The sequence below is a fragment of the Achromobacter sp. UBA5777 genome (assembly GCF_002418565.1).
Classification (GTDB): Bacteria; Pseudomonadota; Gammaproteobacteria; order Burkholderiales; family Burkholderiaceae_B; genus Achromobacter; species Achromobacter animicus.
Map to the genome: position 1 here is coordinate 1 of NZ_DIEJ01000102.1, position 26,031 is coordinate 26,031.

The 26,031-nt window shown below is 62.5% G+C and carries 25 protein-coding genes and 1 pseudogene; 14 read left to right on the top strand and 12 right to left on the bottom strand.

Annotation, left to right across the window (positions count from 1 at the left end):
- Window positions 1-1,919: relaxase/mobilization nuclease domain-containing protein (locus B3446_RS07145; RefSeq protein ID WP_291378824.1), on the top strand; the 1,919-nt coding region annotated here is incomplete at its 5' end.
- A 66-nt stretch (window positions 1,920-1,985) separates the two neighbouring features.
- Here B3446_RS07145 and B3446_RS07150 read toward each other — a convergent pair.
- The 9 genes from B3446_RS07150 to B3446_RS07190 all read right to left on the bottom strand — a co-directional run bounded on the left by B3446_RS07150 (window position 1,986) and on the right by B3446_RS07190 (window position 11,668).
- Window positions 1,986-2,585, bottom strand: coding sequence for an ABC-type transport auxiliary lipoprotein family protein (locus B3446_RS07150; protein ID WP_003124411.1), 600 nt, complete (start codon window positions 2,583-2,585; stop codon window positions 1,986-1,988).
- Window positions 2,586-2,677: 92 nt separating this feature from the next.
- On the bottom strand, window positions 2,678-3,607 hold the full coding sequence (locus B3446_RS07155) for an MlaD family protein (RefSeq protein WP_000433686.1): 930 nt from the start codon (window positions 3,605-3,607) through the stop codon (window positions 2,678-2,680).
- Between the two features lie 91 nt (window positions 3,608-3,698).
- Window positions 3,699-4,520, bottom strand: a complete 822-nt coding sequence (locus B3446_RS07160) for an ABC transporter ATP-binding protein (protein WP_023093371.1) — start codon at window positions 4,518-4,520, stop codon at window positions 3,699-3,701.
- Window positions 4,517-5,674 (bottom strand): MlaE family ABC transporter permease, encoded by a 1,158-nt coding sequence (locus B3446_RS07165; protein WP_000063629.1) that lies wholly within the window; start codon window positions 5,672-5,674, stop codon window positions 4,517-4,519. The genes B3446_RS07160 and B3446_RS07165 overlap by 4 nt, the downstream gene beginning before the upstream one ends.
- Window positions 5,671-6,291 carry a DUF3313 family protein gene (locus B3446_RS07170; protein ID WP_000837791.1) on the bottom strand — a complete coding sequence of 207 codons (621 nt, stop codon included), beginning with the start codon at window positions 6,289-6,291 and terminating at the stop codon, window positions 5,671-5,673. The genes B3446_RS07165 and B3446_RS07170 overlap by 4 nt, the downstream gene beginning before the upstream one ends.
- A gap of 15 nt (window positions 6,292-6,306) precedes the next feature.
- Window positions 6,307-6,654, bottom strand: a complete 348-nt coding sequence (locus tag B3446_RS07175; protein WP_038421338.1) for a DMT family transporter — start codon at window positions 6,652-6,654, stop codon at window positions 6,307-6,309.
- A gap of 80 nt (window positions 6,655-6,734) precedes the next feature.
- Complete coding sequence (locus tag B3446_RS07180; protein ID WP_003092293.1) at window positions 6,735-9,839, bottom strand: efflux RND transporter permease subunit; 3,105 nt, start codon at window positions 9,837-9,839, stop codon at window positions 6,735-6,737.
- A gap of 24 nt (window positions 9,840-9,863) precedes the next feature.
- Entirely contained in the window at window positions 9,864-10,895 is a 1,032-nt protein-coding gene (locus tag B3446_RS07185) for an efflux RND transporter periplasmic adaptor subunit (RefSeq protein WP_225984323.1), read from the bottom strand.
- Window positions 10,896-11,026: 131 nt separating this feature from the next.
- Window positions 11,027-11,668, bottom strand: coding sequence for a TetR/AcrR family transcriptional regulator (locus tag B3446_RS07190; RefSeq protein ID WP_024944154.1), 642 nt, complete (start codon window positions 11,666-11,668; stop codon window positions 11,027-11,029).
- Between the two features lie 100 nt (window positions 11,669-11,768).
- On the opposite strand from B3446_RS07190, the gene B3446_RS07195 reads away from it, so the two are divergent.
- The 4 genes from B3446_RS07195 to B3446_RS07210 all read left to right on the top strand — a co-directional run bounded on the left by B3446_RS07195 (window position 11,769) and on the right by B3446_RS07210 (window position 14,843).
- Window positions 11,769-13,172 carry an efflux transporter outer membrane subunit gene (locus tag B3446_RS07195; RefSeq protein WP_000078291.1) on the top strand — a complete coding sequence of 468 codons (1,404 nt, stop codon included), beginning with the start codon at window positions 11,769-11,771 and terminating at the stop codon, window positions 13,170-13,172.
- Window positions 13,173-13,265: 93 nt separating this feature from the next.
- A complete protein-coding gene (locus tag B3446_RS07200) occupies window positions 13,266-14,171 on the top strand; it encodes a LysR family transcriptional regulator (protein WP_000405670.1) in 906 nt (301 codons plus the stop codon).
- Window positions 14,172-14,203: 32 nt separating this feature from the next.
- Window positions 14,204-14,467, top strand: coding sequence for an EexN family lipoprotein (locus tag B3446_RS07205; RefSeq protein ID WP_000717310.1), 264 nt, complete (start codon window positions 14,204-14,206; stop codon window positions 14,465-14,467).
- 58 nt (window positions 14,468-14,525) lie between these two features.
- Entirely contained in the window at window positions 14,526-14,843 is a 318-nt protein-coding gene (locus tag B3446_RS07210) for a DMT family transporter (protein WP_000539741.1), read from the top strand.
- 228 nt (window positions 14,844-15,071) lie between these two features.
- Here the strand turns inward: B3446_RS07210 and B3446_RS07215 are convergent.
- The 3 genes and pseudogenes from B3446_RS07215 to B3446_RS07225 all read right to left on the bottom strand — a co-directional run.
- A pseudogene (locus B3446_RS07215) lies at window positions 15,072-15,251 on the bottom strand (integrase core domain-containing protein); the annotation flags it as partial.
- Between the two features lie 101 nt (window positions 15,252-15,352).
- Window positions 15,353-15,883, bottom strand: coding sequence for a hypothetical protein (locus tag B3446_RS07220; RefSeq protein ID WP_000043569.1), 531 nt, complete (start codon window positions 15,881-15,883; stop codon window positions 15,353-15,355).
- A gap of 281 nt (window positions 15,884-16,164) precedes the next feature.
- Window positions 16,165-17,070: a LysR family transcriptional regulator gene (locus B3446_RS07225; protein WP_023093368.1), complete on the bottom strand. Its 906-nt coding sequence runs from the start codon at window positions 17,068-17,070 to the stop codon at window positions 16,165-16,167.
- A 305-nt stretch (window positions 17,071-17,375) separates the two neighbouring features.
- On the opposite strand from B3446_RS07225, the gene B3446_RS07230 reads away from it, so the two are divergent.
- The 9 genes from B3446_RS07230 to trbL form a co-directional block, all read left to right on the top strand.
- On the top strand, window positions 17,376-19,373 hold the full coding sequence (locus tag B3446_RS07230; protein ID WP_001163195.1) for a conjugal transfer protein TraG: 1,998 nt from the start codon (window positions 17,376-17,378) through the stop codon (window positions 19,371-19,373).
- Complete coding sequence (locus tag B3446_RS07235) at window positions 19,370-19,846, top strand: ribbon-helix-helix protein, CopG family (RefSeq protein ID WP_000085131.1); 477 nt, start codon at window positions 19,370-19,372, stop codon at window positions 19,844-19,846. The genes B3446_RS07230 and B3446_RS07235 overlap by 4 nt, the downstream gene beginning before the upstream one ends.
- Window positions 19,843-20,913 carry a P-type conjugative transfer ATPase TrbB gene (trbB, locus tag B3446_RS07240; protein ID WP_023093367.1) on the top strand — a complete coding sequence of 357 codons (1,071 nt, stop codon included), beginning with the start codon at window positions 19,843-19,845 and terminating at the stop codon, window positions 20,911-20,913. Before B3446_RS07235 ends, trbB begins: the two co-directional genes overlap by 4 nt.
- On the top strand, window positions 20,910-21,296 hold the full coding sequence (locus B3446_RS07245; protein ID WP_000150010.1) for a TrbC/VirB2 family protein: 387 nt from the start codon (window positions 20,910-20,912) through the stop codon (window positions 21,294-21,296). The genes trbB and B3446_RS07245 overlap by 4 nt, the downstream gene beginning before the upstream one ends.
- Window positions 21,293-21,562 (top strand): VirB3 family type IV secretion system protein, encoded by a 270-nt coding sequence (locus tag B3446_RS07250; protein ID WP_003092280.1) that lies wholly within the window; start codon window positions 21,293-21,295, stop codon window positions 21,560-21,562. Before B3446_RS07245 ends, B3446_RS07250 begins: the two co-directional genes overlap by 4 nt.
- A gap of 12 nt (window positions 21,563-21,574) precedes the next feature.
- Complete coding sequence (trbE, locus tag B3446_RS07255) at window positions 21,575-24,025, top strand: conjugal transfer protein TrbE (RefSeq protein WP_000933135.1); 2,451 nt, start codon at window positions 21,575-21,577, stop codon at window positions 24,023-24,025.
- On the top strand, window positions 24,022-24,765 hold the full coding sequence (gene trbJ, locus B3446_RS07260) for a P-type conjugative transfer protein TrbJ (RefSeq protein WP_003092277.1): 744 nt from the start codon (window positions 24,022-24,024) through the stop codon (window positions 24,763-24,765). The genes trbE and trbJ overlap by 4 nt, the downstream gene beginning before the upstream one ends.
- 12 nt (window positions 24,766-24,777) lie before the next feature.
- Window positions 24,778-25,104 (top strand): hypothetical protein, encoded by a 327-nt coding sequence (locus B3446_RS07265; protein ID WP_014603538.1) that lies wholly within the window; start codon window positions 24,778-24,780, stop codon window positions 25,102-25,104.
- A partial coding sequence (gene trbL, locus B3446_RS07270; protein ID WP_291379267.1) for a P-type conjugative transfer protein TrbL occupies window positions 25,101-26,031 on the top strand: 931 nt, incomplete at its 3' end. The genes B3446_RS07265 and trbL, both read left to right, overlap by 4 nt.

The following is a 26,031-nucleotide window of genomic DNA, read 5'->3' on the forward strand; positions in this document are numbered from 1 at the left end:
CCAAGGTGCTCAAGCAGGCTGGCAAGGCCAGCGGCGGCAAGTCGGCGGTGCGCCGTCCTACCGCTGGCGGGAGCGGCCAGCACGCCGGCCAGCGGCCCGGCTCACGGCTTGGACGCGGCCATACGGCGGCGCGCTTCGGAGGCGCAAAGCTGACCCCTATGTCACGGCGCGTGACCATCAAGACGCTGCTGGTCAACCAGCGCAACGCCAGTCCGCAGTCGCTCGCCAAGCACCTGCGCTACATCGAGCGCGACGGTGCCGGCCGGAACGGCGAGCCGGGCCGTGCCTACGGGCCGCAGACCGACGAAGCCGACCTCGATGCCTTCAAGGAACGCTGCCAGGACGACCGACATCATTTCCGCTTCATCGTCTCACCTGAAGACAGTGCGGAGCTGGACGACCTGCGCACCTACACCCGGCACCTGATGAACCGGATGGAGGCCGACCTGGGGACGCGGCTGGATTGGGTGGCGGTCGATCACTGGAACACCGACAACCCGCACACGCACCTGATCGTGCGCGGACGCGACGATACCGGCAAAGACCTCATCATCGCGGGCGACTACATCGCCCACGGCTTCCGCCATCGCGCCGCCGAGCTGGCGACGGAATGGCTGGGGCCGCGCACCGAACTGGAGATCCAGCAGACCTTGCAGCGCGAGGTGGAGCAAGAGCGGTGGACGAGCCTCGACCGCACGTTGCAGCGCGAGGCCGGCGAGGATGGCCGGGTGCAGATCGAACGCTTCAACGAACCCCGGCTGCAACGCCAGCGCCTGCTGCTGATCGGCCGCCTGCAACACTTGCAGCGCCTGGGCCTGGCCGACGAGGTGCAGCCCGGCACCTGGGCCGTCCATGCGGACGCGGAGAAGACCTTGCGTGCCCTGGGCGAGCGTGGCGACATCATCCGAACGATGCAGCGGGCCATGAGCGGCAAGCCTCGCGAGCTGGCGGTGTTCGAGCCGGGCGACGACGGCCGCACTATCGTCGGTCGCGTGGCTGCTAAGGGTCTGGCCGACGAGCTGCACGACCGCGGCTATCTGGTCATCGACGGGTTGGACGGCAAAGCCCACTACGTCGCGTTGGACGCCCGCGACGAGCTGGCGAACTATCCCATCGGCGCGGTGGTGGAGGTACGCGGTTCCGCCGAGGTGCGGGCGGCCGACAAGAACATCGCCACGCTGGCGAGCAATGGCCTGTACCGCACCGATCACCACCTGGCGATCGAGCAAGGCCGAGCCAAGCCCGGCCGCGACCCGCAAGAGGCTGTGGCGGCCCATATCCGCCGGCTGGAAGCCCTACGGCGGGCCGGCATCGTGGAGCGCGTGGCCGAGGGGTTATGGAAGGTGCCGGACGACTTGGCCGAGCGTGGCCGCCAGTACGACGCGCAGCGGCTGGGCGGCGTGGCGGTCGAACTGAAATCGCATCTGCCGATTGAACGGCAGGCCCGCGTCATCGGCGCGACCTGGCTGGATCAGCAGTTGATCGGCGGCGGCAAGGGACTGGGCGACCTGGGCTTTGGCGGCGATGCTAGGCAAGCCTTGCAGCAGCGCGCCGACTTCCTCGAAGAACAGGGGCTGGCCCAGCGGCGCGGGCAGCGGCTGATTCTCTCCCGGAATCTGCTGGAAACGCTGCGCAATCGGGAGCTGGCGCAGGCCGCCCAGCACATTGCCGCCGATAGCGGATTGGAGCATCGGCACGTCACAGACGGGCAGCGCGTAGCCGGCATCTACCGGCGCTCGGTCATGCTCGCCAGCGGTCGCTATGCGCTGCTCGATGACGGCATGGGATTCAGTCTGGTGCCTTGGCGGCCGATAATCGAGCCACGACTGGGGCAGCAGATCGCCGCGACTGTACGCGGCGGCGGTGTGTCATGGGAGGTTGGACGGCAAAGAGGTCCTGGGATTGGATCGGGGCCGTAGGCTGTCGTACCGAGTTAAGGTGTCGAGCAGCGTTTTGGCCCTAGCTTCTGTGCTCCGTTAAGACGACTAGTCTGTGCTTATCGACGACGCTGTGGGTGCATGGTTGCTTGCCAATTCCGGTGCAACTCGCAAACGCGCTGCCCCGACCTGAACTGCCCATTCAACGATCTGCCCGGCCAATATATCCGTGGCGACACCGAACGCGCTCACCACATCGGCCTCTCGCTTGCTGCCTGTGGCTTGGATTGCTTCGAAGCGTCTACTGGCAATAGCAGTCCGTTTGGCCGGATCGACCAGTTGCACATCGAGCCGAACCGCGGCGATCGCTTCAGTGCCGCGGTATTCGAGCTGGAACGCCCGCAGCGTACTGCGCAACTCCATATCGGCGCTCATTGGGGTGCTATCGGTAATCACGGAAGTCGACCGCCCATCGCGCATGAAGGCTTCGACGATTCGGTCACGCAGCAGCACCGGTGCGGGGTCGGCCCAACGCACTCCTTGCCAAGCCGACAAGCGACCATCGGGCTGCGCAATGAACAGCCGCTCCGAATCCAGGACGCGACTACTCTCAGGGGCGTAGACGCGCAGCGCCCCGGGTCCCGGAACGGCGCGCGGCGTACTCTCCGCCTGGGCGATGTGATAGTCGGGCAATTTGTAGGTGACCATTGGAGCTGCTTTGGGAAGCACACTGCACGCGGACAAGCCGAGTACTAGCGTCATAGTCACGGCAGCGACGGGAATCATCCTGGCGGAAGTGTTCACGGCTTGGTTTCCTCAATGTTCTCTCCACCGAGCAGGTATTGCGCCGGATTGCGATCCAGTCGGCGCAGCACGGTGTTTAGATTGGCCAGCGCCTGCTGGAGTTCGTGCATGGCAGGACCTGTGGCGGCCAAGCCCTGGTTCAGCGATTCCTGATTGTTTTGCAGTAGCGTCTCAACCCTGAAAGCGGCGCGTTCGAGGGATGCCGTTGCATCACGCGTGTTCACCATGATTTGCTTACCATCGTTATTTAGTAGCAGGTTGGCATCGCGAAGAGTGCTATTTGCTTGGCGCACGGCAGCTGTCGATTCTCTGCTTGCTTCGGTCAGATTGCTGATTAACGTCGCGATCTCGGCCCTCTGGTCAGCGACCGCGCCCGTGGTCTGTTCAAGATTCACCAGACTGCGGTGCACAAGAGCCAAATTCTCCTTCGACAGTAACTCCTGCGTGCGCAGCAAGATGCCGTTGAGTGTCGTCATGCTGTTCCCCTCACCGGAGACCAGGGATGCCATCGCCGAACGTGGTGCGAGGATCAACGGTTCCTCGTCCTCTCTCCGATCCAGCAATGGCACGTTTGGCCCACCGTCGCTCAACTCGATCACCGCGTTGCCGGTAATTCCCGTGATGACCAATTCAGCGCGGGTATCCTGCCGGACCGGGATGGTGGCATTGATGCGTACGCGCGCTATCGCCCGCCTTGGGTCTCGCGGTGAAAGAGAAAGTGCAACGACTTCGCCAATCGTGATTCCGCTGTACTGAACCTGGCTGCCGGGCGTAAGCCCGGTCACTGGCTCATCGAACATAATCCGGTAATACTGGTAATCGTGGTCGGAACGTGTGTCGCTGAGCCAAAGCGCGAAGCCAATACCAATCGCACCGAGCAGCACGACGAACAGACCAATGAATACATGATGGGCACGTGGTTCCATGATCAGACCACCTCGTTCTCAGAGTTTAAATATTGCGTGCGCCCAGCCCAATGCGTGCGCGACGGAAGAATGATGCAGATGCGGAGGGGTTTCATGGCTGCGTCTCTTGGCTGGAAGCACCAGTGGCCTGTGCGGCCGCACGGCCACGGGGGCCGTGAAAGTATTCCTGTATCCACGGGTGCTTGAAGCGCTCGACTGCCTCGATGCCGTCGTTGATGAGTACCTTCTGGTTCGCCAGGACCGCGACACGGTCGCATATGGTGTACAGCGTATCGAGGTCGTGGGTTACCAGAAACACCGTGAGGCCCAGTGCATTGCGCAGGGTCAGAATCAATTGGTCGAAAGATGCAGCCCCGATTGGATCCAGTCCTGCGGTGGGTTCGTCAAGAAACAGGATGTTCGCATCAAGCGCCAAGGCTCTCGCCAGTGCTGCTCGTTTCACCATGCCTCCGGACAACGAGGCCGGATACTTGTCTCCCGCTCCGGCAGGCAACCCCACCAAGCCCAGCTTGCTTCTTGCCAAACGCTCGGCAAGAGGCCGCGCCAGACCGACATGCTCGATCAAAGGAAGAGCGACGTTCTCCAAGACGGTCAGCGATGAATACAACGCGCCCTTCTGGAACAGAATGCCGAACCTTCGCTCCATACGCGCGCGCGCAAGCCATTGGGCTCGCAGTAGGTCGCGCCCCCCGATACGGACCACGCCCGAATGCGGCTTCTGCAGCCCGACGACGCTACGCAAGAGCACGGATTTCCCGGTGCCTGACCCTCCCACCACGCCAAGGATTTCCCCGCGCCGCACGTCCAGGTCTAGGTCCTGATGGACCTGCTGGGTTCCAAACCTGTTGTCCAGGCCGCGCACTTCAATAGCGTGTCGCACACCGTTGTCGGTGTCTTGCTTCACCGCGCTCACCAGCCCATCTCCATGAAGAACAGTGCAGCGATGGCGTCTATCAGGATCACCATGAAGATTGATTGCACGACACTAGACGTCGTGTGGTCGCCTACCGACTCAGCGCTACCGGCGACCTTGAACCCTTCATGGCAGCCGATAGCGGCGATCATCACCGCGAAGAGCGGGGACTTGCTCATTCCGACAAGAAAATGGCGCACCTCGATTTTTTCCTGCACGATGGCAAGGAACTGTGCGGGAGGAATTTCCAAGCTCAGTGCGCATACGGTGGCGCCGCCCGCAATGCCAGCCAAGATGCCTACTAAGGTGAGCAGTGGCAAGGACACAAGAAGCGCCAGCACGCGTGGCAGCACCAGTAACTCGATGGGGTCGAGCGCGTTGGAGCGAAGCGCATCGATCTCTTCATTTGCCTTCATCGAACCGATTTGGGCGGTGTACGCGCTTGCGGTACGGCCTGCAATCAATATGGCCGGGAGCAGCACTCCGAACTCGCGCATGAACGAGAAGGCGACCAGATGCACCGAGAAGATGCTCGCACCGAAGTTGGCCAGCACCGTTGCTCCCAGGAACGCCACCACCATTCCTACCATGAAGCTCAGTAGCGCCACGATGGGAATGGCGTCCACCGCTGATCGCTGGATTTGAGCGATCACCGAGGTCGCGCGCCAGCGACGCGGGTGACGAACGGTACGGCTCCATGTTTCGATGATCTGGCCCACGAACCCGGCCAGACCAAGACACGCACGACAGCCCTGTTCCAAGGTCAGGCCTATGCGTCCCAGACCGCGGAGCAGAGGATTCCCGCTCACCGCTGCTTTCTCCGTCTTCTGCTGATCGGTAGCAGCGGCGGCCAGCGCTCTCATTAGGGCGAGGCGATCCGAGGACAGATTTGGAGCTGCCTCCGGCCGGTCGAGTATCGAGTCTGGCCCGAGAATTTCCACCAGCAGAGCCGCGCCGGCGGTGTCCAGTCTCTGGACTTGCGTCCAGTCGAGTAAGGGAGTGGCGTACCCCTCGGCATGACTGATGCGGGCGGCGGACACGGATTTTGCCAGACTGGCGTAGTGCTCTATCGTCCAGTCGCCACCCGCCAGCCATTTGTGATCACCGCCGACCATGGCATCCTGCCGGAGCCAAGCCTGTGAAGCGTTGCTCATGGCTGCGTGTCCCGCCAAGCGCTGTCGATGCGCTCGATGCAGTTCGTGATCGCCGCTTTGGCATGACCCAGCAATGTGTACGAACCGGCGAACTCTTTAATGACGTTGCCGCGCTCGAAGCAACTGGCGGCAGCAACCCGGCGTCCCGTCCTTAAATCGACTGCTTCGAACTCTAGGCTGGCACCACCCGTCGTCACGGGTCCAACCAGCAGGGTCGTCATTGCATTGACTGCCCGATTCGGTGTCTGCAGTTCGGTGACCGCTACACGCACCCGAACCTGTCCCGCGCCACCTGGGGGGGCGGGACTTTTGCCTTCCTGGCGTTTCAGTTCGCTCGTCACATGGTCTAGCACTTCGCGCTGCTGCGCGTCATCGAGCCCATCGATGCGACCCGAGGCGGTCTTGATCTGCGCTTCTTCCACCACGACAGCGGCATAACGCTTGGGCTCGAATCCCGCTGCGCGGTACATCAGTACGTTCTCGTATCGTGTCGGCGATAACTTCTCGTAGTCGCCGAGAAATCCGGAGCGCGTCATGCTGTTGGTCGCGCATCCAGAGAGCGCGCCTGCTACGCAAAAAAAGATGCCGCCGCGGATCAATGCAGTTTTGCTCTTCATAATGGGTCTCCTTGATCAAACGAAACTAAGACAGGCAATGCCTGCTGCGATGAGGGCGGTGCCAGACCAGCGCGTTACCGATGCGACATCGCCTAGTAGGAGGGCGCCGACGCCCAAGTTTCCAAGTAGCCCGATTCCTGCCCAGGCTGCAGAGGCCGCGCTGATCGGAATCCGCTTGAGCGCGAACCACAAAAGTGCGCCGCTGGCCGCCATGCACGTCACTGCCACACAGAGGCCGACCCAGCGCATCGGACCGCCCGCCGTGATGGCCCGCAGGCCCAGTGGATAGCCCGCTCCTAGAACCCCTGCGGCAATGACAATCGACCAGGATTTCCAGATCAGCGGATGGGTGCTGAATCGCATAAGCCTAGCGAGACATACGCATGAAGCGTGGGTGCATACGAATTCTGAGAATGCGCAGCACGCGGCGGCTCGCAAGAGACTCATGAGCGATCTCCATGCGCGGTGGCGACACTCAGGTTCCACGGCCCAATTCGCTTGATTCCAAACAGGACTTCGTAAAGCAGCGGAATCAAGCCCAACGTCACCAGCGTTCCGAGTGCCAGCCCACCGATCATCGCGATCGCCATCCCTTTCCATAATGGTCCGGAGAAGAGCATGAGTGGCACCAGTCCCGAAATGCAGGTGACCTTGGTCATCACGATTGGACGAAGCCGTTGTATCGCGGCCCCAACCAAGGCTTCATGGCGTGGCAGGCCTTCCGCTAGCCCCTGGTCGATGCGTTCCAGCAAGAGCACGGCGTTGTTGACAATGATCCCGAACAGGGCCAGTACGCCGAAGGTCGCCATGAAGCTGAAAGGTGTGCCGGTCAGCTTCAGAGCCAATACCACGCCGATAAGCGTGAAAGGGATCGTCGCGAGGATCACACCGAGCTTGCGGAAAGAATTGAACTGCCATACGAACAGCATCAGCATCGCCAGAAATGCGAGGGGCATGTAGGTCGACAGCGCGGCGTTCGATTCGGCGGCTTCCTCGATCTCGCCGCCAAGTTCAACCGAGTAGCCCGCGGGCAGGTCCAGGGCAGCGACGCTAGGCGCCAGGCGGTTGATGATCTCCTGGGCGGTGTAAGAGGTGTTCTGTCCTTGCACGGTGATCGTGCGGATGAGATTGCGCCGTTGGATGACCGAGGGCTCGCTCGCGAGCGATACGTCTGCGACCTGAGCCAGCGTCACCGCTGGACCGCCGTTGGTGGGATAGATGAGCGTCGCGCCTACGTCTGCCGTGCTGCGACGCTCGCTTACGATACTGCGCAGGACGATCGGGACGGAGGTGTCACCGTCGCGAATAACCGAGATCGATCTGCCGCTGTAGCGGACATCCAGCCCGCCAGCGATGTCTTCAGTCGTCACGCCCGCCCGACGCGCGCGGTCCTGGTCGACCCGTACGTCGATGCGGCCAACGCGCGTATCCCAATCGTTCTTGACGTTGATGGTGCCGGGCAGCTTGCGCAGCGCTGCTTCGATTTTGGACGCGGCCCCCAACAATACCTCCTCATCCGGACCGCTGACGCGATAAATGGCAGTCCCTGACTCGGTCGCACCGAGCGAGAAACGCTTGGGCTCGGCGCGCACGTCGCCATGTGCTTGCGCAAAGTAGCTGCGGGTGCGGGCGAGGACGGCGTCGATGTCGCTCTTCGGCTTCAATGTGACAACGAAGTACGCGATGTTCGATGCCGGCAGTGGTGGATTCAGGCTAAGGATGAAGCGCGGGCCACCATCGGCGACGTAGCCGATGTGATCGGAGACTTCTGGATTGATGTTCGTGTCGCCCAGCCAACCACTGATCTGCTTCACGCGGGCGAGCGTTTCGCGCGAGTCGGTACCGGGGGCGAGCTGCACCGGAATCTGGAACTGAAGCCGGTCGGACTTGGGCATGAAATCGTACGGCAGGGTGGTGAAGCCATACAGCGCAATGGCAAGCGCCGCGATCATCGACGCTACATAGACCGCCTTATGGTGGAGCACCCACTCCAGTACGCGCCGGTAGCCACGGTAGAAGCGGGTGTCATAGGCGTCGCCCTGCTCCTGCTTGTGATGGGGTTTGGCGAAGTGGTAGCACAATAGGGGCGTGACAGTCAGGCACAGCAGCCACGAAGCGAACAACGTCAGTGCCAGCACGACCACGAGATTGTGCAGATACTCGCTCGTGGCGTTCTGGCCAAAAAAGAACGGCGAGAACACGATCACGATCACGAGCGAGGACGTGAGCAGCGGAATGGCGAGCGTGCGGCCCGCCTCGAGGCAGGCATGCTTACGATCTTCGCCACCGGCCAGGCGGCGTTCGATGTCTTCGGCAATCACAATGCCGTTGTCCACCAACAAGCCGAGCGCAATGATGATGGCGCCCATCGAGACGTTCTGAAGCTCGATGTTCATCGCGCGCATGACGATGAGTGCACTGAGGATCGTCAACGGCACGATCATGCCCACGATGATCCCGGTGCGCCAACCGAGAAATAGCACGACGACACCGAGGACGACGATGATCGTCTCCATCATGACGTGGTTCATTTTGCCCATCTCGTGCTTGACGACATCGGCCTGGAAAGTGACGTATGACAGATCGAAACCCGCCGGCAGCAGCTTCTCCTGGTCTGCAACCCGTGCTTTGAGCGCTTTTCCGAACTGCTCCACGTTCTGACCGGAGGCCATCGAAACCGCCATGACGACAGCGGGCTGGCCTTTGTAGATGGCAGCAGATTCCGGCGGATCGGCTGGCCGCACACTCACCTGCGCCAGTTCACCCAATGCGATCGTCGGCACGGGCGCCGTACTACTTTGCGGTCGTGGCAGCGCGATCGGCATTGCTCGCAGGGAGGGAGCGTCACGCACTTCGCCACTGACCGCCAAGGTTGCATTGATGCCGCCGACAACAATTTGTCCACCCGAAGCGACGACGTTCTGTTTGACGAGTTGGTCGATCACCCCCTGTGGTGTCAGCTCCAATCGCGCGAGCCTAGGCCGATCGAATTCGAGATAGACGCGCTCTTCCTGCAGGCCGTAGAAAGTGATGCGCTCAATACCAGGCACGGTGTACAGGCGGTCGCGCATCTGCTTGAGCGCGACGCGCATCTCGCTCATGGAGTAACCTGGTGCAGTGACCGCAATCGAGGCAACCGCGACGCGGCCGAAGTCTTCGTCGACGAAAGGCCCCATCGTGCTCTGTGGTAAGGCATCCTTCGAATCGGCGACCTTGGCCCGGACGCGCTGCCAGATCGGTGCCAAGTCGGTGTAGCGGTCCCAGATCGTGACCTGGATCATGGCGCTGCCTGCGCGCACGGTGCTCGTCACGCGCTTGACCTCTGCCAGTTCGCGCAAGCGCTCCTCGATCGGCCGGGCAATGAGTTGCTCAACGCGTTCGGCGGGCAGCCCCGGGTTCAACGCCGTGACCATCGCATCGCGGACCGTGACAGTCGGCTCCTCCTGAGAAGGAAAATTCAGGAAGGTCGCGATGCCGGCGACGAAAATGATGAGCGCTACAAAGTAGGTAAGTCGACTGGCGCGCAGCGCCATCTCGGTGATCTTCATGATGAAGTAACCTGGTGGATCGCGTTAGCGCTTGGTCAATTGAGTGGTGGCTTCCAGTGGTGTCACTGGCTGTCCATCGGTGAGCCATCCTCCTCCGGCGGCAACCACCGTCTCGCCGGGCTTGAGTCCAGCGAGGACGCGCGCGCTGTCTCCTTCCTGTACCGGCGTGAAGCGCACCGCGCGACGGTGCACCTTCTTATCTTCAGGGGTGTAGACGAAGACGGAAGCCTCGCCCGGCTTCGTGCCGAGCACCAGCGAGGCATAAGGTATGGATACAGTCTCGGGCCGAGAGGTCTTGGAGGTTGCCGCAGGTGCGTCGAGCACGACCTGTACGGGAATACCTGGCCGAAGTGCGCGCGCTTGCGCGTTATCTTCAGGCACTAGCACCACGGGTAGGAGCGAGCCATTTTCGGCGCGCAGACCGACACGACGTACCACCGCTCGGATTGGTTGTTCGGCTCCGCTCCAGCTCAGTTCTGCGCGTTGGCCGACATCTATGTGAGGTGCCTGTGTAGTAGACGCGTTCGCGATGATCTCAGTGCCACTGCGCACGCCGTCGACCTGAAATACCGGCGCACCAGCAGCAATGTCGGTGAACGCCAAAGCCAGCTTTTCCGCCACGACACCATCGAAAGGAGCGACGATCATCGTGCCACGTTGTGCTCGTTCGGCCAGGCCAAGCGCCGCCTTGGCAGTGCGCGCTTGACCCTCTGCGACCGCTAGCTGCGCCTTCGCGCTCTCGAACGCAGCAGGGGAGATGACTTCGCTTTCGAGCAACCGGCGCTGTTGATCTGTCTGTACACGTCGATCCATCAGGCCGGCTTCGGCGGCCGCCAGGGATGCTTGCGCTTGTGTCACGCGAAGCCGGTCAGGTTGCGCATCAAGTTCTGCCAGGACTTGGCCGCGGGAGAACCGTTCACCCACGTCGACGTTCAACTTGGCGATCCGTCCTCCTGTTTCAAATCCTAGGATGCTGCGCTCGGTTGCTCGCGCCGAGCCAGTCAATTCGATGCGAGAGCTATGCGGGAGATCCGACTGCGCGGCGGCGAGCTTCACTGCGCGCGGAGGCTCGGATACGGTGGATTGCGAGTTTCCGCACCCTGAGAGCAGAGTCGAAATGGATAGTGTGCAAGCAACCGCCAAGGAGCGCGGTGCGCACGCGGTCATGACACCGCTACGGACGCGACTCATGTGCGTCCTTTTGCCGGGACAAGTTCGAGATGGCCCGAGGCGAGATCCTGGAGCGCCCGAAAGAAATGCCGCCGCTCTGCGGGTGCGAGTATTGGCAAACCCAGAAGATCGGCGAACAGGGCGCCATCCAATGCCAGCATGATGAGTGCCGCGGTCTCGGTGCCACGCGGGGATCGACGCACGCGTTCGTACTGCACGCGGTAACACTCGCGCAGTGGGTCGAGAAGTGTTGGATCTTCCGCAGCTGCCGCGAGCAGCGCTGCGCCCATCTTCTGCATCTCGTCGTCGGGCATCGCTTCCACCTGGCTCGACAGCCAGGGGTCCGGATCTCCGGCAAACCTGCGCTCGTGATTGGCTTGTACCGCGTCGAACGCCCGGATCATCTCGTCGATCAGTGTCACGAACAAATCGCGTTTGGTCTTGAAGTGATAGAGAAACGCCCCTTTGCTCAACCCGGCCCGCACAACGACGGCGTCCAGTGTCAAGCGACTGGCACCTTCCTCCAGCACCAGTTCGCGGGCGGCCTGCAGGATGCGGTCGCGAGTTCGCTGGGCTCCTTGCTGGAGGCCGGGCTGCGCATCGGCGCTGCTATGGGCAGTGGACGGGGGGGGCAACTTTGTTTTCGCGCGGGGCGGCATGGTCGTGCTCCAAAAAAGCTTGAGTCATATACAGTCCAGACGGTATAGTAGAAGCCATACAACAGTCCGTCAAGACTTTTTCGGAGCGCAAGGAGCTGCCATGTCTCAAATTCTTGAACGCTATCGCCTCATTGCCATGATTTCTCCGCTACTGCTTCTTGCGGCCTGCAGCCATGCCCCGCACTCTGCCGATCCACCTCGCCTGGATGTACCGGCCCATTTCTCAAATGAAGAGGGAGGTGAAGGCATCTTGGACAAATCGTCCCGCCGTACTCTTCCCGTCGATTGGTGGACGGCCTACGGCGATCCGCACCTCAATGCCTTGGTCCGGGCGGCGCTGGAGCGCAATACCGAACTGACGATTGCGCGAGCGCGCGTGGACGAGGCATCGGCCGCCACGCGGCGAGCACGGGCCTCCCTGCTCCCCTCGTTGTCCGCGGGCACGCAGGCAACTCGAGGACGCGACTATTCAGAGAACGTTGCAATCGGCAATGATGGCCGCGCCACGTTGTCCGCATCGTGGGAGGCAGACCTGTCGGGACGGCTTTCGCAGGCAGCAGAAGGTGCGCGCCTGGATGCGGTGGCAGCCGAACAAGCGTGGGTTGCCACGCGGTGGCAGGTCGCGTTTGAAACAGTGTCGGCGGCTGTGCAGCAGCGCCAAGCCAGTGAGCTCGAAGCGCTAGCCGCGGCGCGGCTGGCATCCGCAGAACGACTCGTCTTGCTGATGCAACGGAAGTTCGAGGCCGGACAAGCTACCGGCTTCGACATCGAGCGTACCCGCGCCGGCGTCGTCGCACTGCGCGTGGAGCAAGAGCAACTGCGGCGTGCGCGCGGCGAGGCGACGCATGCACTCGATGTACTAGTGGGACAAACGCCCGGAGCGCCTGCAGCTTCCCCAACTCTTGCGTCGCTCGCCGTCCCGGACTGGACACCGACACGCATACCTGCGGACCTGCTGAGTGAGCGGCCCGACGTGCGCGCCGCCGAAGCGAAGTTCGCCGCCGAAACCGCGCGCTGGAACGCAGCCGAAGGCGAACGCTTCCCCAGGCTGGTGTTGGACCTGAGCGGCGGACGGCAGCGCGTAGAGAGTGTGGGAACCCGCATCACTGGAAACATTTTTTCACTTGGGGCCGGGGTGTCGTTGCCGATCTTCGATGGTGGCGCGATCCGTGCCGGCATCGAGACCGGAGAGGCGCGCAGCCGAGCTGCCCGTGCGGAGTTCGAGCGCACTTTGTTGAGTGCTTTGCAGGACGTAGAGAACGCATATCTCGGTTGGCATACGCAGCACGCAGCACTGGAGCATCAGGCCGAGGGTGTCGCAGTCGCGGAGCGTCAGCTCGATCGCAGCCGACGTCTGTTCGAGGCGGGACAAGTGGACGCCACGGTGGTGGCCGAGGCTGAGGCCGGGGTGCTGTCAGCGCAGGCTTCGCTGATCCGCACGCGGGCCGAGACAGCCATGCAATGGGGCGTCCTGGCAAAAGCATTATCCGGCTCTCCTGTTTGATCGCAGAAACATGCTGGAGCAGCTTGCGAAGGCTAGCTAAATAGCGTGACGCAAGGCGAAGGTGGTGAGGCCTGAGTGATGAGGAATGCGAACATGGAAATTCGACACCTGCGCTACTTTCTGGCGGTGGCAGAGGAGCTGCACTTTGCCCGAGCCGCAGAGCGCCTCCACATAGAGACATCGCCGCTGTCGCGCGCCATCAAGGAACTTGAGGAAGAGTTGGGCGTAGCGCTATTTGCGAGAACCACTCGGAGCACCCGCTTGACTCGTGCGGGCAGGCTCTTCTTTGAGAGCGTGCCGCGTGTCTTCGCAGCTTTGCAGCAGGCGCGCGACAGTGTGAACGCCGCAGCCAATGGCTTTCATTGCCAGCTCCGTATTGCATTGTCTGATGGAATCACGCCATCGCGCCTGCCTGCGTTGTTGGCGCTCTGCCGGCAGGAAGAGCCGGAAGTGGAAGTTCGCTTCTTCGAGGTGCCTTTGGCACAGCAAATCAAGGGATTGTGTGGCGAACTGTACGATCTCGGCTTCGCTCAATCGGATGAAGTCGGCGAAGGCATCATCGCCGTGCCGGTGTGGAGTGACCCTCTGATGGTAGCTGTGCCCGCACGGCACCCCTTGCTATCCCACAAACAGATTCCCCTAGAAGAGCTGTTGCGGTATCCGCTGGTGCTCTGCGACGCGGTGGCGTGTGAGGGCCATGCTCGGCAAGTTGAACGGGTGCTACGTCGCGTGGACATAGAGCCACTGATTGCCGAACGCGTGACTTCCAGCGATCTAATGATGGTCCTGGTTTCGGCGGGACTTGCACTAGGCCTCACAGGAGGCGCGCATATCACAGCCAGCAGGGAACAGGGGGTGGTCGCACGGCCGCTGACTGGACGTTCGCCAATGCTCACGACCTATCTACTACGGCCGGCCAGCGAGCCGTCAGAAATGCTGACTCGCTTCATGGAACGCGTTCATTCGATCAAATCTCCAGATGCCAAAGGTCGGCGGTAAACCATCACACAATCTCCCAAAGAAAATTAACCATGAAGAAGATTGCTCTCATATTGCTTTCCTCGACATTGGCAGCCTGCAGCCCATCTGGGAAACCAGATAAAGCCAACCTTCCGACAGTCGATGAATTAGCGCTCAATCCTGAGCGTCTGAAAGAGTTGCGCAAGCAATGCAAGTTGGATCGACCAATGCTGGGCGACCAACTATGTAACCGGGTTGCCGAGGCTACGCGAAAGCGCTTTTACGAAGATGGCGATGTGCCCCACACCACGCCTAAAGAGCCGCCGAAGTTCTAAGCTGGTGGTCATGCCGGAGTATGTATGCCGGATATGAAAAATTTGAAGGAGAATCGCAATGGGTTGGATCTATCTTGTTTTGGCTGGATTGTTTGAAATCGGATGGCCGGTCGGGCTGAAAATGGCGCAAGAGCCAACATCGCGTTGGAGTGGGGTCGCAGTAGCCGTCTCTTTCATGACAATTAGCGGCGCCTTCCTATGGCTTGCTCAGCGTCAGATACCGATTGGGACTGCTTATGCGGTGTGGACGGGTATCGGAGCGGCGGGAACTTTCTTAGTCGGAATTCATTTCTATGGCGACCCAACCTCCCTGATGCGATACCTTGGCGTGGCGTTGATCATCCTGGGCGTTATCACGCTCAAGTTATCGAGTTGATCGCTAGCTCCATTGGTAGCGTAGTCGCTAGGCGACCCAGCTCCCAGAGTGGATCGGGCGCTGGGAACTCGTACGGTCACCTCCTCTCTCTAGTCGCTATGTGACGAGCTTGCCGGCGCCTCGGGAGAGTTCGAGCCAGTGCGCGTAAGGCGGTGGGAGCACCCATTCCGGGTGGCTCCACCTTCAGTGCCTGCGCCAAGGTGACCTGAGTACGAACTTTGTAGCCAGTCAGGCAGTGAGTTCGGAGGGGATGCTATCGGATTGGATCCAGTTGCGCCGGATCGTCGCCGGCGGTTTGTAAGCATGCGCGCTATGCGGCCGCTGCTCGTTGTAGAACTGTCGCCAACGTTCGATCAGCACCTTCGCTTCGGTCCGACTGCGGAACCATTCGCGGTTGAGCAGTTCGTCGCCCATCGTTGCCTGCGAAGTCAGGACCAGCAGAATCCTGAGGGGAGTTCTCATCATGGTTTTCTCCGTTCAGACGCTTGGGATCAAGCGGCCGGAGACCACTACGCCTGCTTGGCTTTGCGCGCTGCCTCGACCAAGCTGTCGAGCCAGTCCTGATGGCCGTTGATCATCGGGTTGGGTTTGGCGTTGTGCAGCTCCTCGGCCGGTTTGCCCTTCTGAGTTTCCTGCGTGAGGATGCGCACGCGCCTGCCGTCCAGGTTCTCAACCAGCCAGGCGTGATGCACATCCAGGCGCGTATCTGTGCCTTCCTCGCCGGACCAGCCGTGCCAGGCCACGCGGCCGGGTTGCCCATCCGCAGGTGGCACGTATTCGTTGCACTGCCCCTCTACCGGGAAGCCGAAGGTCTCGAAGTAAAACCGATCGCCGTCGGCCAGTACCGGGCCTTTGCCGTCATGAAAGCACACGTTAGCCGAGTTGGCGTAGTAGCTTGGCCACAGCGATGGTGTGACGAGTAGAGGCCATACGTCGGCCGCGCTCAAGCCGGCGGCGATGATCTCATTGGAGGCGAAATTCTCAGTAAAGCCCGGCGTGTAGCCTTCGGGCCAGAGGATGGCGTTCTGTTGCTTGCTCATATCGAAGCTCCTTCACAAAATGTCGATGACGCAACAGGGGTGGCTGCGTCATTCAAGTGGTCATGGAGCAAATCATGAGCCTCCATCTGCAATAAGTGAAATCCTAAGTTTCTATTTTTGATATCATAAAATATGATATCAAGGCCTAGGTTCTGCCATCCACCGACTAGGCTATCTCGCAGCGGCGCTACGAAAGGGCGCGTCTCCAATTGAGCCGACTGATTGCTTATTTGTAGTGCGAGGTAGAGTTGTGCTGAGCATGACGATAGGAGCGATCTTGCCTACTTGTTGTTAGCACAGGAAGTGAACAGCAGTGCTCGTATCCAGCGATGTGCTGGATCGTGATGGGTGCGTTCGTGCCAAGCAGCCGTCTTGGTGAACCCCGGTATCTTCACCGGCGGCAGGGAGATAGCCAGCTTGTCCATACCGGCGACCAAGCGGCTCGGCAAGATCGCAACCATGTCACTGGCACGCAGGATGTCTGGCAAGATCAGAAAGCTCTTGACCGACAGTGTGACGCTGCGTCGTTTGCCCAACTGTTCTAGCGCATCGTCGGTGACGCCGCGGAAACCTCCACCATCGTAGGAAACAAGCGCATGGTCGAGAGCACAGAACTGTTTAACGGTCAGCTTGCGCCCCATAGCCGCAGGATGGTCTTCCCGCAGGACACACACATAGTGTTCCTTGAACAGCTCTCGGGCATGCAGATTTGGCGGAGTGATCTCTGGCGTCAGGAGGGCTAAATCGATCTGACCGCGCTCAAGCTGGTTCTGTAGCTGCCCGCTCTCGACTGGCACTAATGAGACTCGTACACGCGGTGCGTGCCGTTTAAGTGCCGATAGAAATGGGACAGCAACGGCACGCAGCGCATAGTCCGTCGCGGCGATGGAGAAGGTCAGTTGTGCGGTGGCCGGATTGAAGGAAGGTGGCTGGAGCAGCGCGTCGATTTCGGCGAGCACCTGCTTGACAGGCATCCCTAGATCCAGCGCCCGCTGCGTTGGAACGATACCCCGCTGCGAGCGCGCGAAAAGCGGGTCACCGAAGCTCTCGCGCAACCGCGTCAGCATGCCACTCAAGGCCGGCTGGGTTAGTCCCAGACGGGCCGCCGCCCGTGTCACATTGCGTTCGTCTAACAATGCGTCCAGCGCCTTGAGCAAGTTGAGATCCATACTCTTGATATTTTTCATTTTTATTCCAATCTTAAATATCATCGTTTTTCATGATATCTAAATATTGCCTATGAGTGGAAGCAAGGCCCATTGACGGCTTTTTTTGGGTAACTTGCTTGGAACTCTGTATGCGCCGCAGTGCGCTTTCGCTTGCGGCGCTTTTCTTTGACTCGCCACCGCGCTCATTCTTTCTTTTCCCTCGACCATTGTGCTGCGAACGGTCTTTGACCGGCACTAGCCCAGAACCGATCCTGACGCCTGCGACACCCCCTGTGCAACGCTTTCAATGAGACACCAGCGCAGGAGAAATCGGAGGACAGGTCATGCAAGGGACGAACGTTCTGTTCGGCCAGATCGCTGTGGTAATCGGCATCGTGATCGCCGGCGTCTGGGGCGCCACACAATGGACAGCAGCGACCCTTGGCTATCAAGTACGCCTCGGATCGCCCTGGTTCGATCTTCTAGGTGTACCGGTTTATCACCCGTGGCGCTTGTTCGAATGGTGGTTCTTCTTTGATGCCTACGCGCCGCACGTCTTCGACACAGGCGGTGCGATTGCGGGTGGTAGCGGTTTGTTCGCTTTACTCGTCGCCATCGCCATGTCGGTATGGCGTTCTCGGCAGTCGCGGCTGGTTACGACTTATGGTTCGGCACGCTGGGCCGATGCCGTCGACATCCGCAAAGCTGGACTGACCCTCCCGGCGGGCGTCTTCCTCGGCCAACACGACGACCAATACCTCCGACATGAGGGGCCGGAACATGTCCTGAGCTTCGCACCCACGCGCTCGGGCAAGGGCGTGGGCTTGGTGGTGCCTACGTTGCTTTCGTGGCCGGCGTCCGCCGTCATTCACGACATTAAGGGAGAGAACTGGAAGATCACGGCGGGCTGGCGTTCGCGCTTTTCGCACTGCCTGCTTTTCAACCCCACCGATAGGCAGTCGGCCGCCTACAACCCGCTGCTTGAAGTCCGGCGCGGCGCACATGAAGTGCGCGACGTGCAGAACATCGCCGACATTCTGGTTGACCCTGAAGGTGCGTTAGAGAAGCGCAATCATTGGGAGAAGACCAGCCACGCGCTACTGGTCGGTGCAATCTTGCATGTTCTGTACGCAGGCGAGGACAAGACGCTGCGCGGCGTCGCCAACTTCCTCAGCGACCCGGCGTGTCCGTTCGAGCTGACGCTGCACCGGATGATGACGACGAAGCACCTGGGCGATGCGCCTCACCCGGTTGTCGCATCCGCTGCCCGCGAAGTGCTCAACAAGTCGGACAACGAGCGATCGGGCGTGCTCTCCACCGCCATGTCGTTTCTCGGCCTGTACCGCGACCCGACCGTGGCCGAAGTCACATCGCGCTGCGATTGGCGCATCGCCGACCTGATTTCCGCCGAGCACCCGGTATCGCTCTATCTGGTGGTGCCGCCCTCCGACATAAGCCGCACCAAGCCGCTGATCCGGCTCATCTTGAACCAGATCGGGCGGCGGCTGACCGAATCGCTCGACGGCAGCGATGGCATCGCGCGCCGGCACAAGCTGCTGCTGATGCTGGACGAGTTTCCGGCGCTGGGTCGCCTCGATTTTTTCGAGTCCGCGCTTGCCTTCATGGCCGGCTACGGCATCCGCAGCTTTCTCATCGCTCAAAGCCTGAACCAGATCGACAAGGCGTATGGGCAGAACCATTCCATCCTCGACAACTGCCATGTCCGGGTGACTTTCGCCACCAACGACGAAAGGACGGCGAAAAGGATTTCCGAAACCCTCGGCACCGCCACCGAGCTTCGCGCGCAGCGCAACTACGCGGGCCACCGCCTCGCTCCGTGGCTGGGGCACCTGATGGTGTCGCGTCAGGAAACTGCACGTCCGCTGCTGACGCCCGGCGAGGTGATGCAGCTTCCACCTGAGGACGCCGTAGTCATGGTGTCCAGCGTTGCCCCGATCCGCGCGAAGAAGCTGCGTTACTACGTCGACGCCAATTTCAAGGATCGCGTCCTGCCACCGCCCGTGCTCGCAGTCGGGAGGTACGCCGACGCGCCGCCAGCCCGCCCCGACGACTGGAGCGGCTTGGCGATCCCGGCCGTACCTACGGCGCCGACCTCGGTATCCGCCGATGGTCCGGGCGGCACCGATGACGGCGGCCCGCGCCGCCAGCTCGAACTCTCCGAAACCGTCGCCTACGAGCCCGAGTTGGACGCGTGTGCGAACGACCTGGAGCTGCTCGATGACGACGACCTGGCGCTCCCGCTTCCCGGCCAGCTCGACCCGGCCATGCAGCGCACGGCCCGGCTGGCTTCTCTCGACCCCAACGACGGAATCGACCTATGAGCCAATACCGCCTCAATCTTTTCATCCAGCCCGAGCACGCCAAGCGCCTGGATGAACTTGCCGCCAAGAAAGGCGTGTCCAAGTCCTCCATCGTCGCAGCGGCCTTGGCGTCCTGGCTGTCACCCGATGCGGGCGACCAGCGTGAGGCCGCCATTGCCAAGCGGCTGGATCGACTGTCGCGGCAGACCGAACGCATGGAGCGCGACCAGAACATCCAGATCGAAACGCTGGCGCTGTTCATCCGCTATTTCTTGACCATCAGCACGCCGGTGCCAGAAGCCCACAAGGACGCGGCCCGCGCCCAGGGCAAAGCGCGCTTCGAGCAGTTCGTCGAGCAGTTGGGTCGCCACCTGCTGCGTGGCCGCAGTCTGGTGCGCGACGTGGTGGAGGAACTGCACCCCGATCCGATGCGGATGGATGACGCAGCAGCGATGGCGTCCGCCGATGAGCGAGCTGCAGAGCGTGCGTCATGAGTGCCGTTCCGCAGATTCCGCCTGAATCTCGCTCATCCGCCGCGGCGTCCCAGGATCGCCGCATCCAGATGCTGCGCACGGCGATGGGGCCGCTGATCGCCGCTGCGCTCGAAGATCCGGATGTTGTGGAAATCATGCTCAACCCCGATCGCACCCTGTGGGTGGATCGGCTGTCGTCGGGTCGCTCGCCGCTGGGCGTGGAGATGCCCGAGGCCGATGGTGAACGCATCATCCGCCTGGTCGCCGCGCATGTCGGCGCGGAGGTGCATCGCGGCCAGCCGCTCTTGACCGCCGAGTTGCCGGAAACCGGCGAGCGTTTCGAGGGCATCCTGCCTCCGGCCGCCCCGGGGCCAGCCTTCGCGCTACGCAAGCGGGCCGTGAGCATCATCGGCCTGGATCGCTACGTGGCCGACGGCATCCTGACCGCCGGGCAGGCCGAGTTCCTGCGCCGCGCCGTGCGCGAGCGGCAGAACATCCTGATCGCCGGCGGCACCAGCACCGGCAAGACCACGCTGGCGAACGCGCTGCTGGCCGAGATCGCCGCCACAGGCGACCGCGTGCTGGTGCTCGAAGACACCATCGAGCTGCAATGCGCGGCCCGCGACCATGTGCCGCTGCGCACCCGCGCCGGCGTCGTCACAATGACCGAGCTGGTGCGGGCCACGATGCGCCTGCGGCCTGACCGCGTGATCGTCGGCGAAGTGCGTGGCGGCGAAGCCCTGGACTTGGTGAAGGTCTGGGGCACCGGCCACCCCGGCGGCATTGCCACCATCCATGCCGGCTCCGCCTTGGGCGCACTGCTGCGTCTGGAGCAACTGATCCTCGAAGTGGCAGTGAATCCGCCCCGCGCCCTGATCGCCGAGGCGGTCAACGTGGTGATTCACATCGCAGGCCGTGGCCGCAAACGTCACGTCGAAACCATCTCCCGTGTCGTCGGCTTCGACGGTGCGGGCTATCGCCTGACAGATGCGCTGGAAACGCCGTTTCCCGAGCTGCCGCCGGTTCCTCTTGCAGCCGCTGCCGCTGCGCCTTCCTCGACCCCTGACCAACCTGGAGAACTGCCATGACGCACGTTGATGCTTTCCGTCTTTCCGTAAATCCTATTTCTCGCCTGTCCAGCATGGCGCGGCTGCGCCACCTGGCCCGTCCCGCAGGGCAAGGGCTGCTGCTGGCCGCGCTGATGCTGTTGCTGGCGGGCACGGCGCAGGCCGCCGGTTCCTCGATGCCGTGGGAAGGGCCGCTGACCTCCATCCTCGAATCCATCCAAGGGCCAGTCGCCCGGATCGTGGCGGTGATCATCATCATCTCGACGGGGCTTGCGCTGGCGTTCGGTGATACCAGCGGCGGCTTTCGCAAGCTGATCCAGATCGTGTTCGGCCTGTCCATCGCGTTCGCCGCGTCCTCGTTCTTCCTGTCGTTCTTCAGCTTCTCCGGAGGGGCCGTCGTATGAGTAAGGCCACCGATCTTCCGGGCTTTGAAGTGCCGCTGCATCGCTCGCTGACCGAGCCGATCCTGCTGGGCGGTGCGCCGCGCACCGTGGCGATTGCCAACGGCACGCTAGCCGCCGCCGTCGGGCTGGGCCTGCAACTGTGGATTCCCGGCGTGGTGCTCTGGATCGTCGGCCACTCGCTGGCCGTATGGGGTGCGCGCGTCGATCCGCAGTTCATGCAGGTCTTCGCGCGGCATATCAAACACCGCCCGCTTCTGGACGTGTGAGGGGAGGACGCCATGCTGAACCTTGCCGAATATCGTCAGCGCCCGGCCTTGCTTGCCGACTGGCTGCCCTGGGCCGGGCTGGTCGCGCCGGGCGTTGTGCTGAACAAAGATGGTTCGTTTCAACGCACGTTCCAGTTTCGCGGCCCCGACTTGGACAGTGCGACACAGGGCGAGCTGATTGCCACGTCGGCGCGGCAGAACAACGCGCTTCGCCGTACCGGGTCTGGCTGGGCCTTCTATATCGAGGCCGAGCGGATGCGGGCATCGAGCTATCCGCAATCCTCCTTTCCCGAACCACTGTCCTGGCTGGTGGATGAGGAGCGACGCGCGGCGTTCGAGGAGTCGGATGGCCATTTCGAGAGCGTCTATCACTTCACGTTGCAACACCTACCGCCGCAAGAGTCTCGCGCCCGTGCGGCTGGGATGCTGTACGAGAACCGGCCCACTGAGGGTGTGGACTGGCGTGGTCGGCTTGATTCCTTCGTGGCAGAGACCGATCGCGTGTTCGACCTGCTCGATGGTGTGATGCCGGAGATTGCCTGGCTGGACGATAGCCAGACGCTGACCTACCTGCATGCCACAGTCTCCACGCGGCGCTATCGCGTCGGCGTGCCCGACGTGCCGTTCCATATCGACGCACTGCTGGCCGATGCCGCGCTGGTCGGCGGCCTGGCGCCCATGCTGGGCGATCAGCACCTGCGCGTGGTGTCGGTACGAGGCTTCCCGACCTCGACCTGGCCGGGGATCTTGGACGACCTCAACCGCCTGGGCTTTGCGTATCGCTGGAGTACGCGCTTCCTGTGCCTGGACAAAGCCGAGGCGGAACGGGAATTGGGGCGCTTGCGGCGCCAATGGTTCGCCAAGCGCAAGAACGTCATCGCGCTGCTGCGCGAAACGATCTTTCAGCAGGAAAGCCCGCTGGTCGATACCGATGCCAGCAACAAGGCCGCCGACGCCGATGCCGCCTTGCAGGAGCTGGGCAGCGATCAAGTCGCCTTCGGCTACCTCACCGCCACGGTGACGGTGCTCGACGCCGACCCGGCCGTGGCCGACGAGAAGCTGCGCATGGTGGAGCGCGTCATCCAGGGCCGGGGTTTCGTGACCATCCCCGAAACCCTCAACGCAGTCGATGCCTGGCTGTCGTCCGTCCCCGGCAACGCATACGCGAACGTGCGTCAGCCCATCGTTTCGACGCTGAACCTGGCGCACATGATGCCGATGTCAGCGGTATGGGCTGGGCCGGAGAAGAACGAACACCTCGATGGCCCGCCGCTGATCGTCACCCGCACCGATGGCGCGACGCCGTTCCGGCTGGTGACGCACATCGGCGACGTGGGGCACACCCTTGTCGCCGGGCCGACCGGCATGGGCAAGTCGGTGCTGCTCGCCATATTGGCCATGCAGTTCCGGCGCTACTTCGGCTCGCGGATCTTCGCCTTCGACATGGGGCGCTCGATGCGCGCCACCATCCTCGGCCTTGGCGGTGAGCACTACGACCTCGGTGCCGATGGCGGCATCGCCTTCCAGCCACTCGCGCGAATAGCCCACGAGGGCTACCGCACCTGGGCCGCCGAATGGGTGGAGGGCCGGCTGCTGCACGAAGGCGTGACGGTCGGCCCGGACGAGAAGGCTGCCATTTGGTCGGCGCTGCGAAGCCTTGCCGGTGCGCCAGTGGAGCAGCGCACCATGACCGGCTTGTCGGTGTTATTGCAGTCCAACGCGCTGCGCCAAGCGCTCGCGCCCTATGTGTTGGGCGGCGCCCACGGCAAGCTGCTGGACGCTGACCACGACCGGCTGGGCATGGCCGACGTGCAGGGCTTTGAGATGGAAGAACTGATGCACAGCCCCGCCGCCGTGCAAGCAGTGCTGCGCTACCTGTTCGCCCGCTTCGACGAACGTTTTGACGGCGCGCCCACGCTGCTGATCCTCGATGAAGCGTGGCTGTTCCTCGATGAGCCGTCCTTCGCGGCCCGCATCCGGCAATGGCTCAAGACGCTCAGAAAAAAGAACGTCAGCGTCATCTTTGCCACGCAGTCGCTGGCCGACATCAAGGACTCGACCATCGCGCCAGCCATCATCGAAAGCTGCGCGAGCAGGATCTTCTTACCTAACCCGCAGGCCACCGAGCCGCAGATTCGCACGATCTACGAAGGCTTCGGCTTGAACAGCCGCCAGATTGAGATCGTGGCGACCGCACAGCCCAAGCGCGATTACTACTACCAGTCGCGCCTCGGCAATCGCCTGTTCGACCTCGACCTGGGGCCTGTCGCGCTCGCATTCGCGGGCGCATCCACCCCTCAAGACCAACGCGATATTGACCGCGTGCTGACGCAGGCCGGCGCTCCCGGCTTCGCCGGCGCGTGGCTGCGCCATCGCGGCCTCGGCTGGGCCGCCGACCTGCTGCCGTCCGCTCCGGCGGCAGCTTCCTTTCTCGCTTCTCAACCGCTGGAGGTTTCACCATGAAGACCAAGCCCCGTTTGCTCTCTGTCTCACTCGCTGCCGTGCTGTCGGTATCGCTGCTGGCCGTGCAGCCCGCATCCGCGCTGACGGTGTTCGACCCGTCCAACTTCGTGCAGAACACGCTGACCGCCGTGCGCACGCTGGAACAGATCAACAACCAGATCAACCAGCTTCAGAACGAGGCGCAGATGTTGATGAACCAGGCCAGGAACCTGGCAAATCTCGACTTCAACATCGTCAACCGCCTGCGCTCGACGCTCGCCACCACCGAGCGCCTGATCGCCGAGGCGCGCGGCTTGGCCTACGACGTGCAGAGCATGGATGCCACGTTCGCCCGCCTGTACCCGGAACAGTACGCCGCCACCATCAGCGGCGACCGCATGGCACAGGACGCCCGCGAACGCTGGCAGAACACCTTGAACGGCTTGCACACCGCGATGCGGATGCAGGCGCAGGTGTCGCAGAACCTCGCCCAAGACGAAAGCGCGCTGGCCGATCTCGTGAGCCAGAGCCAGTCGGCCACCGGCGCGCTGCAAGCGATGCAGGCGACGAACCAGCTCCTGGCTTTGCAGGCCAAGCAGTCGATCCAGGCGCAGCAGCTCCAGATCACGCAAGACCGGGCCGCTTCACTGGAACTGGCGCGGCAAGCGGCGGCTATGGAGCGCGCCCGCGAAGTGCGGCGGCGCTTTCTGGGCACCGGCACGCCGTACACGCCGCAGTCCGTCAACTTCTATAACAACTGACCGGAGGCGGCCATGCGATGCGCTTCCGTCCTGATGGCCGTGCTGCTGACCGCGTGCGGCCAGCAGCCGGCCGAGAACCTGGCCGACGCCCTGGCCGCAGATCCGGTGCGGCTCAAGGCGTTGCGCGGGCAATGCGCGGCCGACCGGCAGGCCGTGGGCGAGGATGCCTGCCGCGCCGCCGCTGAAGCCTTCCGGCGGCGCTTCTTCGCCGGCCATACCGGGCCGGATGAATACAACTCGCTGGCTGAACTCCCGCCGATTCCGCCGAGCTTCGATACGCCCGCAGATGAATTGCCAGAGGGCGCCGTTCCGCTCACTCCGCCCGAGGATTCGCCATGAACGACGTGACCATCATCGACCGTTTCCTCGATACGTTCTCGCGCTACATCGACTCGGGCTTCGGCTTATTGCAGGGCGAAGTGGCATTTCTCACCGCCACGCTCATCGTCATCGACATGACGATCGCTGGCCTGTATTGGGCCATGAGCCACGCCACCGGCCAGGGCGACGACGTGATCGCCAAGCTGCTGCGCAAGGTGCTCTGTGTCGGCGCGTTCGCCTACATCATCGGCAACTTCAACTGGCTGGCGAGCATCGTGTTCCGCTCGTTCGCCGGCTTGGGAATTACCGCTACCGGCTCGGCCATCACGATGGAGAACTTCCTTCAGCCGGGCCGGCTGGCGAAGACCGGCATCGACGCAGCCGCGCCGATTCTGGAACAGATCGGGGACATGGCTGGGTTCCCCGAGGTGTTCGTGAACATCGACCCTATCGTGGTTCTGTTCATCGCCTGGCTGGTGGTGATCCTCTGCTTCTTCGTGCTGGCCGTACAGCTTTTCATCACGCTGATCGAGTTCAAACTGACTACGCTCGCCGGCTTCGTCTTGATCCCGTTTGCACTCTGGAACAAGACCTCGTTCCTCGCGGAAAAGGTGCTAGGCAACGTGGTGTCGTCAGGCATCAAGGTCTTGGTGCTGGCCGTCATCGNNGGCCTGTTCGCCGAGTTCCAGGTGCATCCCGACGAACCATCCATCGACCACGCGCTGGTCGTGATGCTGGCCTCGCTCGCGCTGCTGGCGCTGGGCATTTTCGGCCCCGGTATCGCCACCGGCCTGGTGTCCGGTGCGCCACAGCTTGGTGCGGGCGCGATGGCTGGTGCTGCGGTCGGGGCTGTCGGCACCGGCGTTGCCATCGGCGCCGCCGTAACGGGCGTGGGCGGCGCCGTCATGGCCGGGGCACGAATGGCCCCGGCGGCCGCAAAGCTGG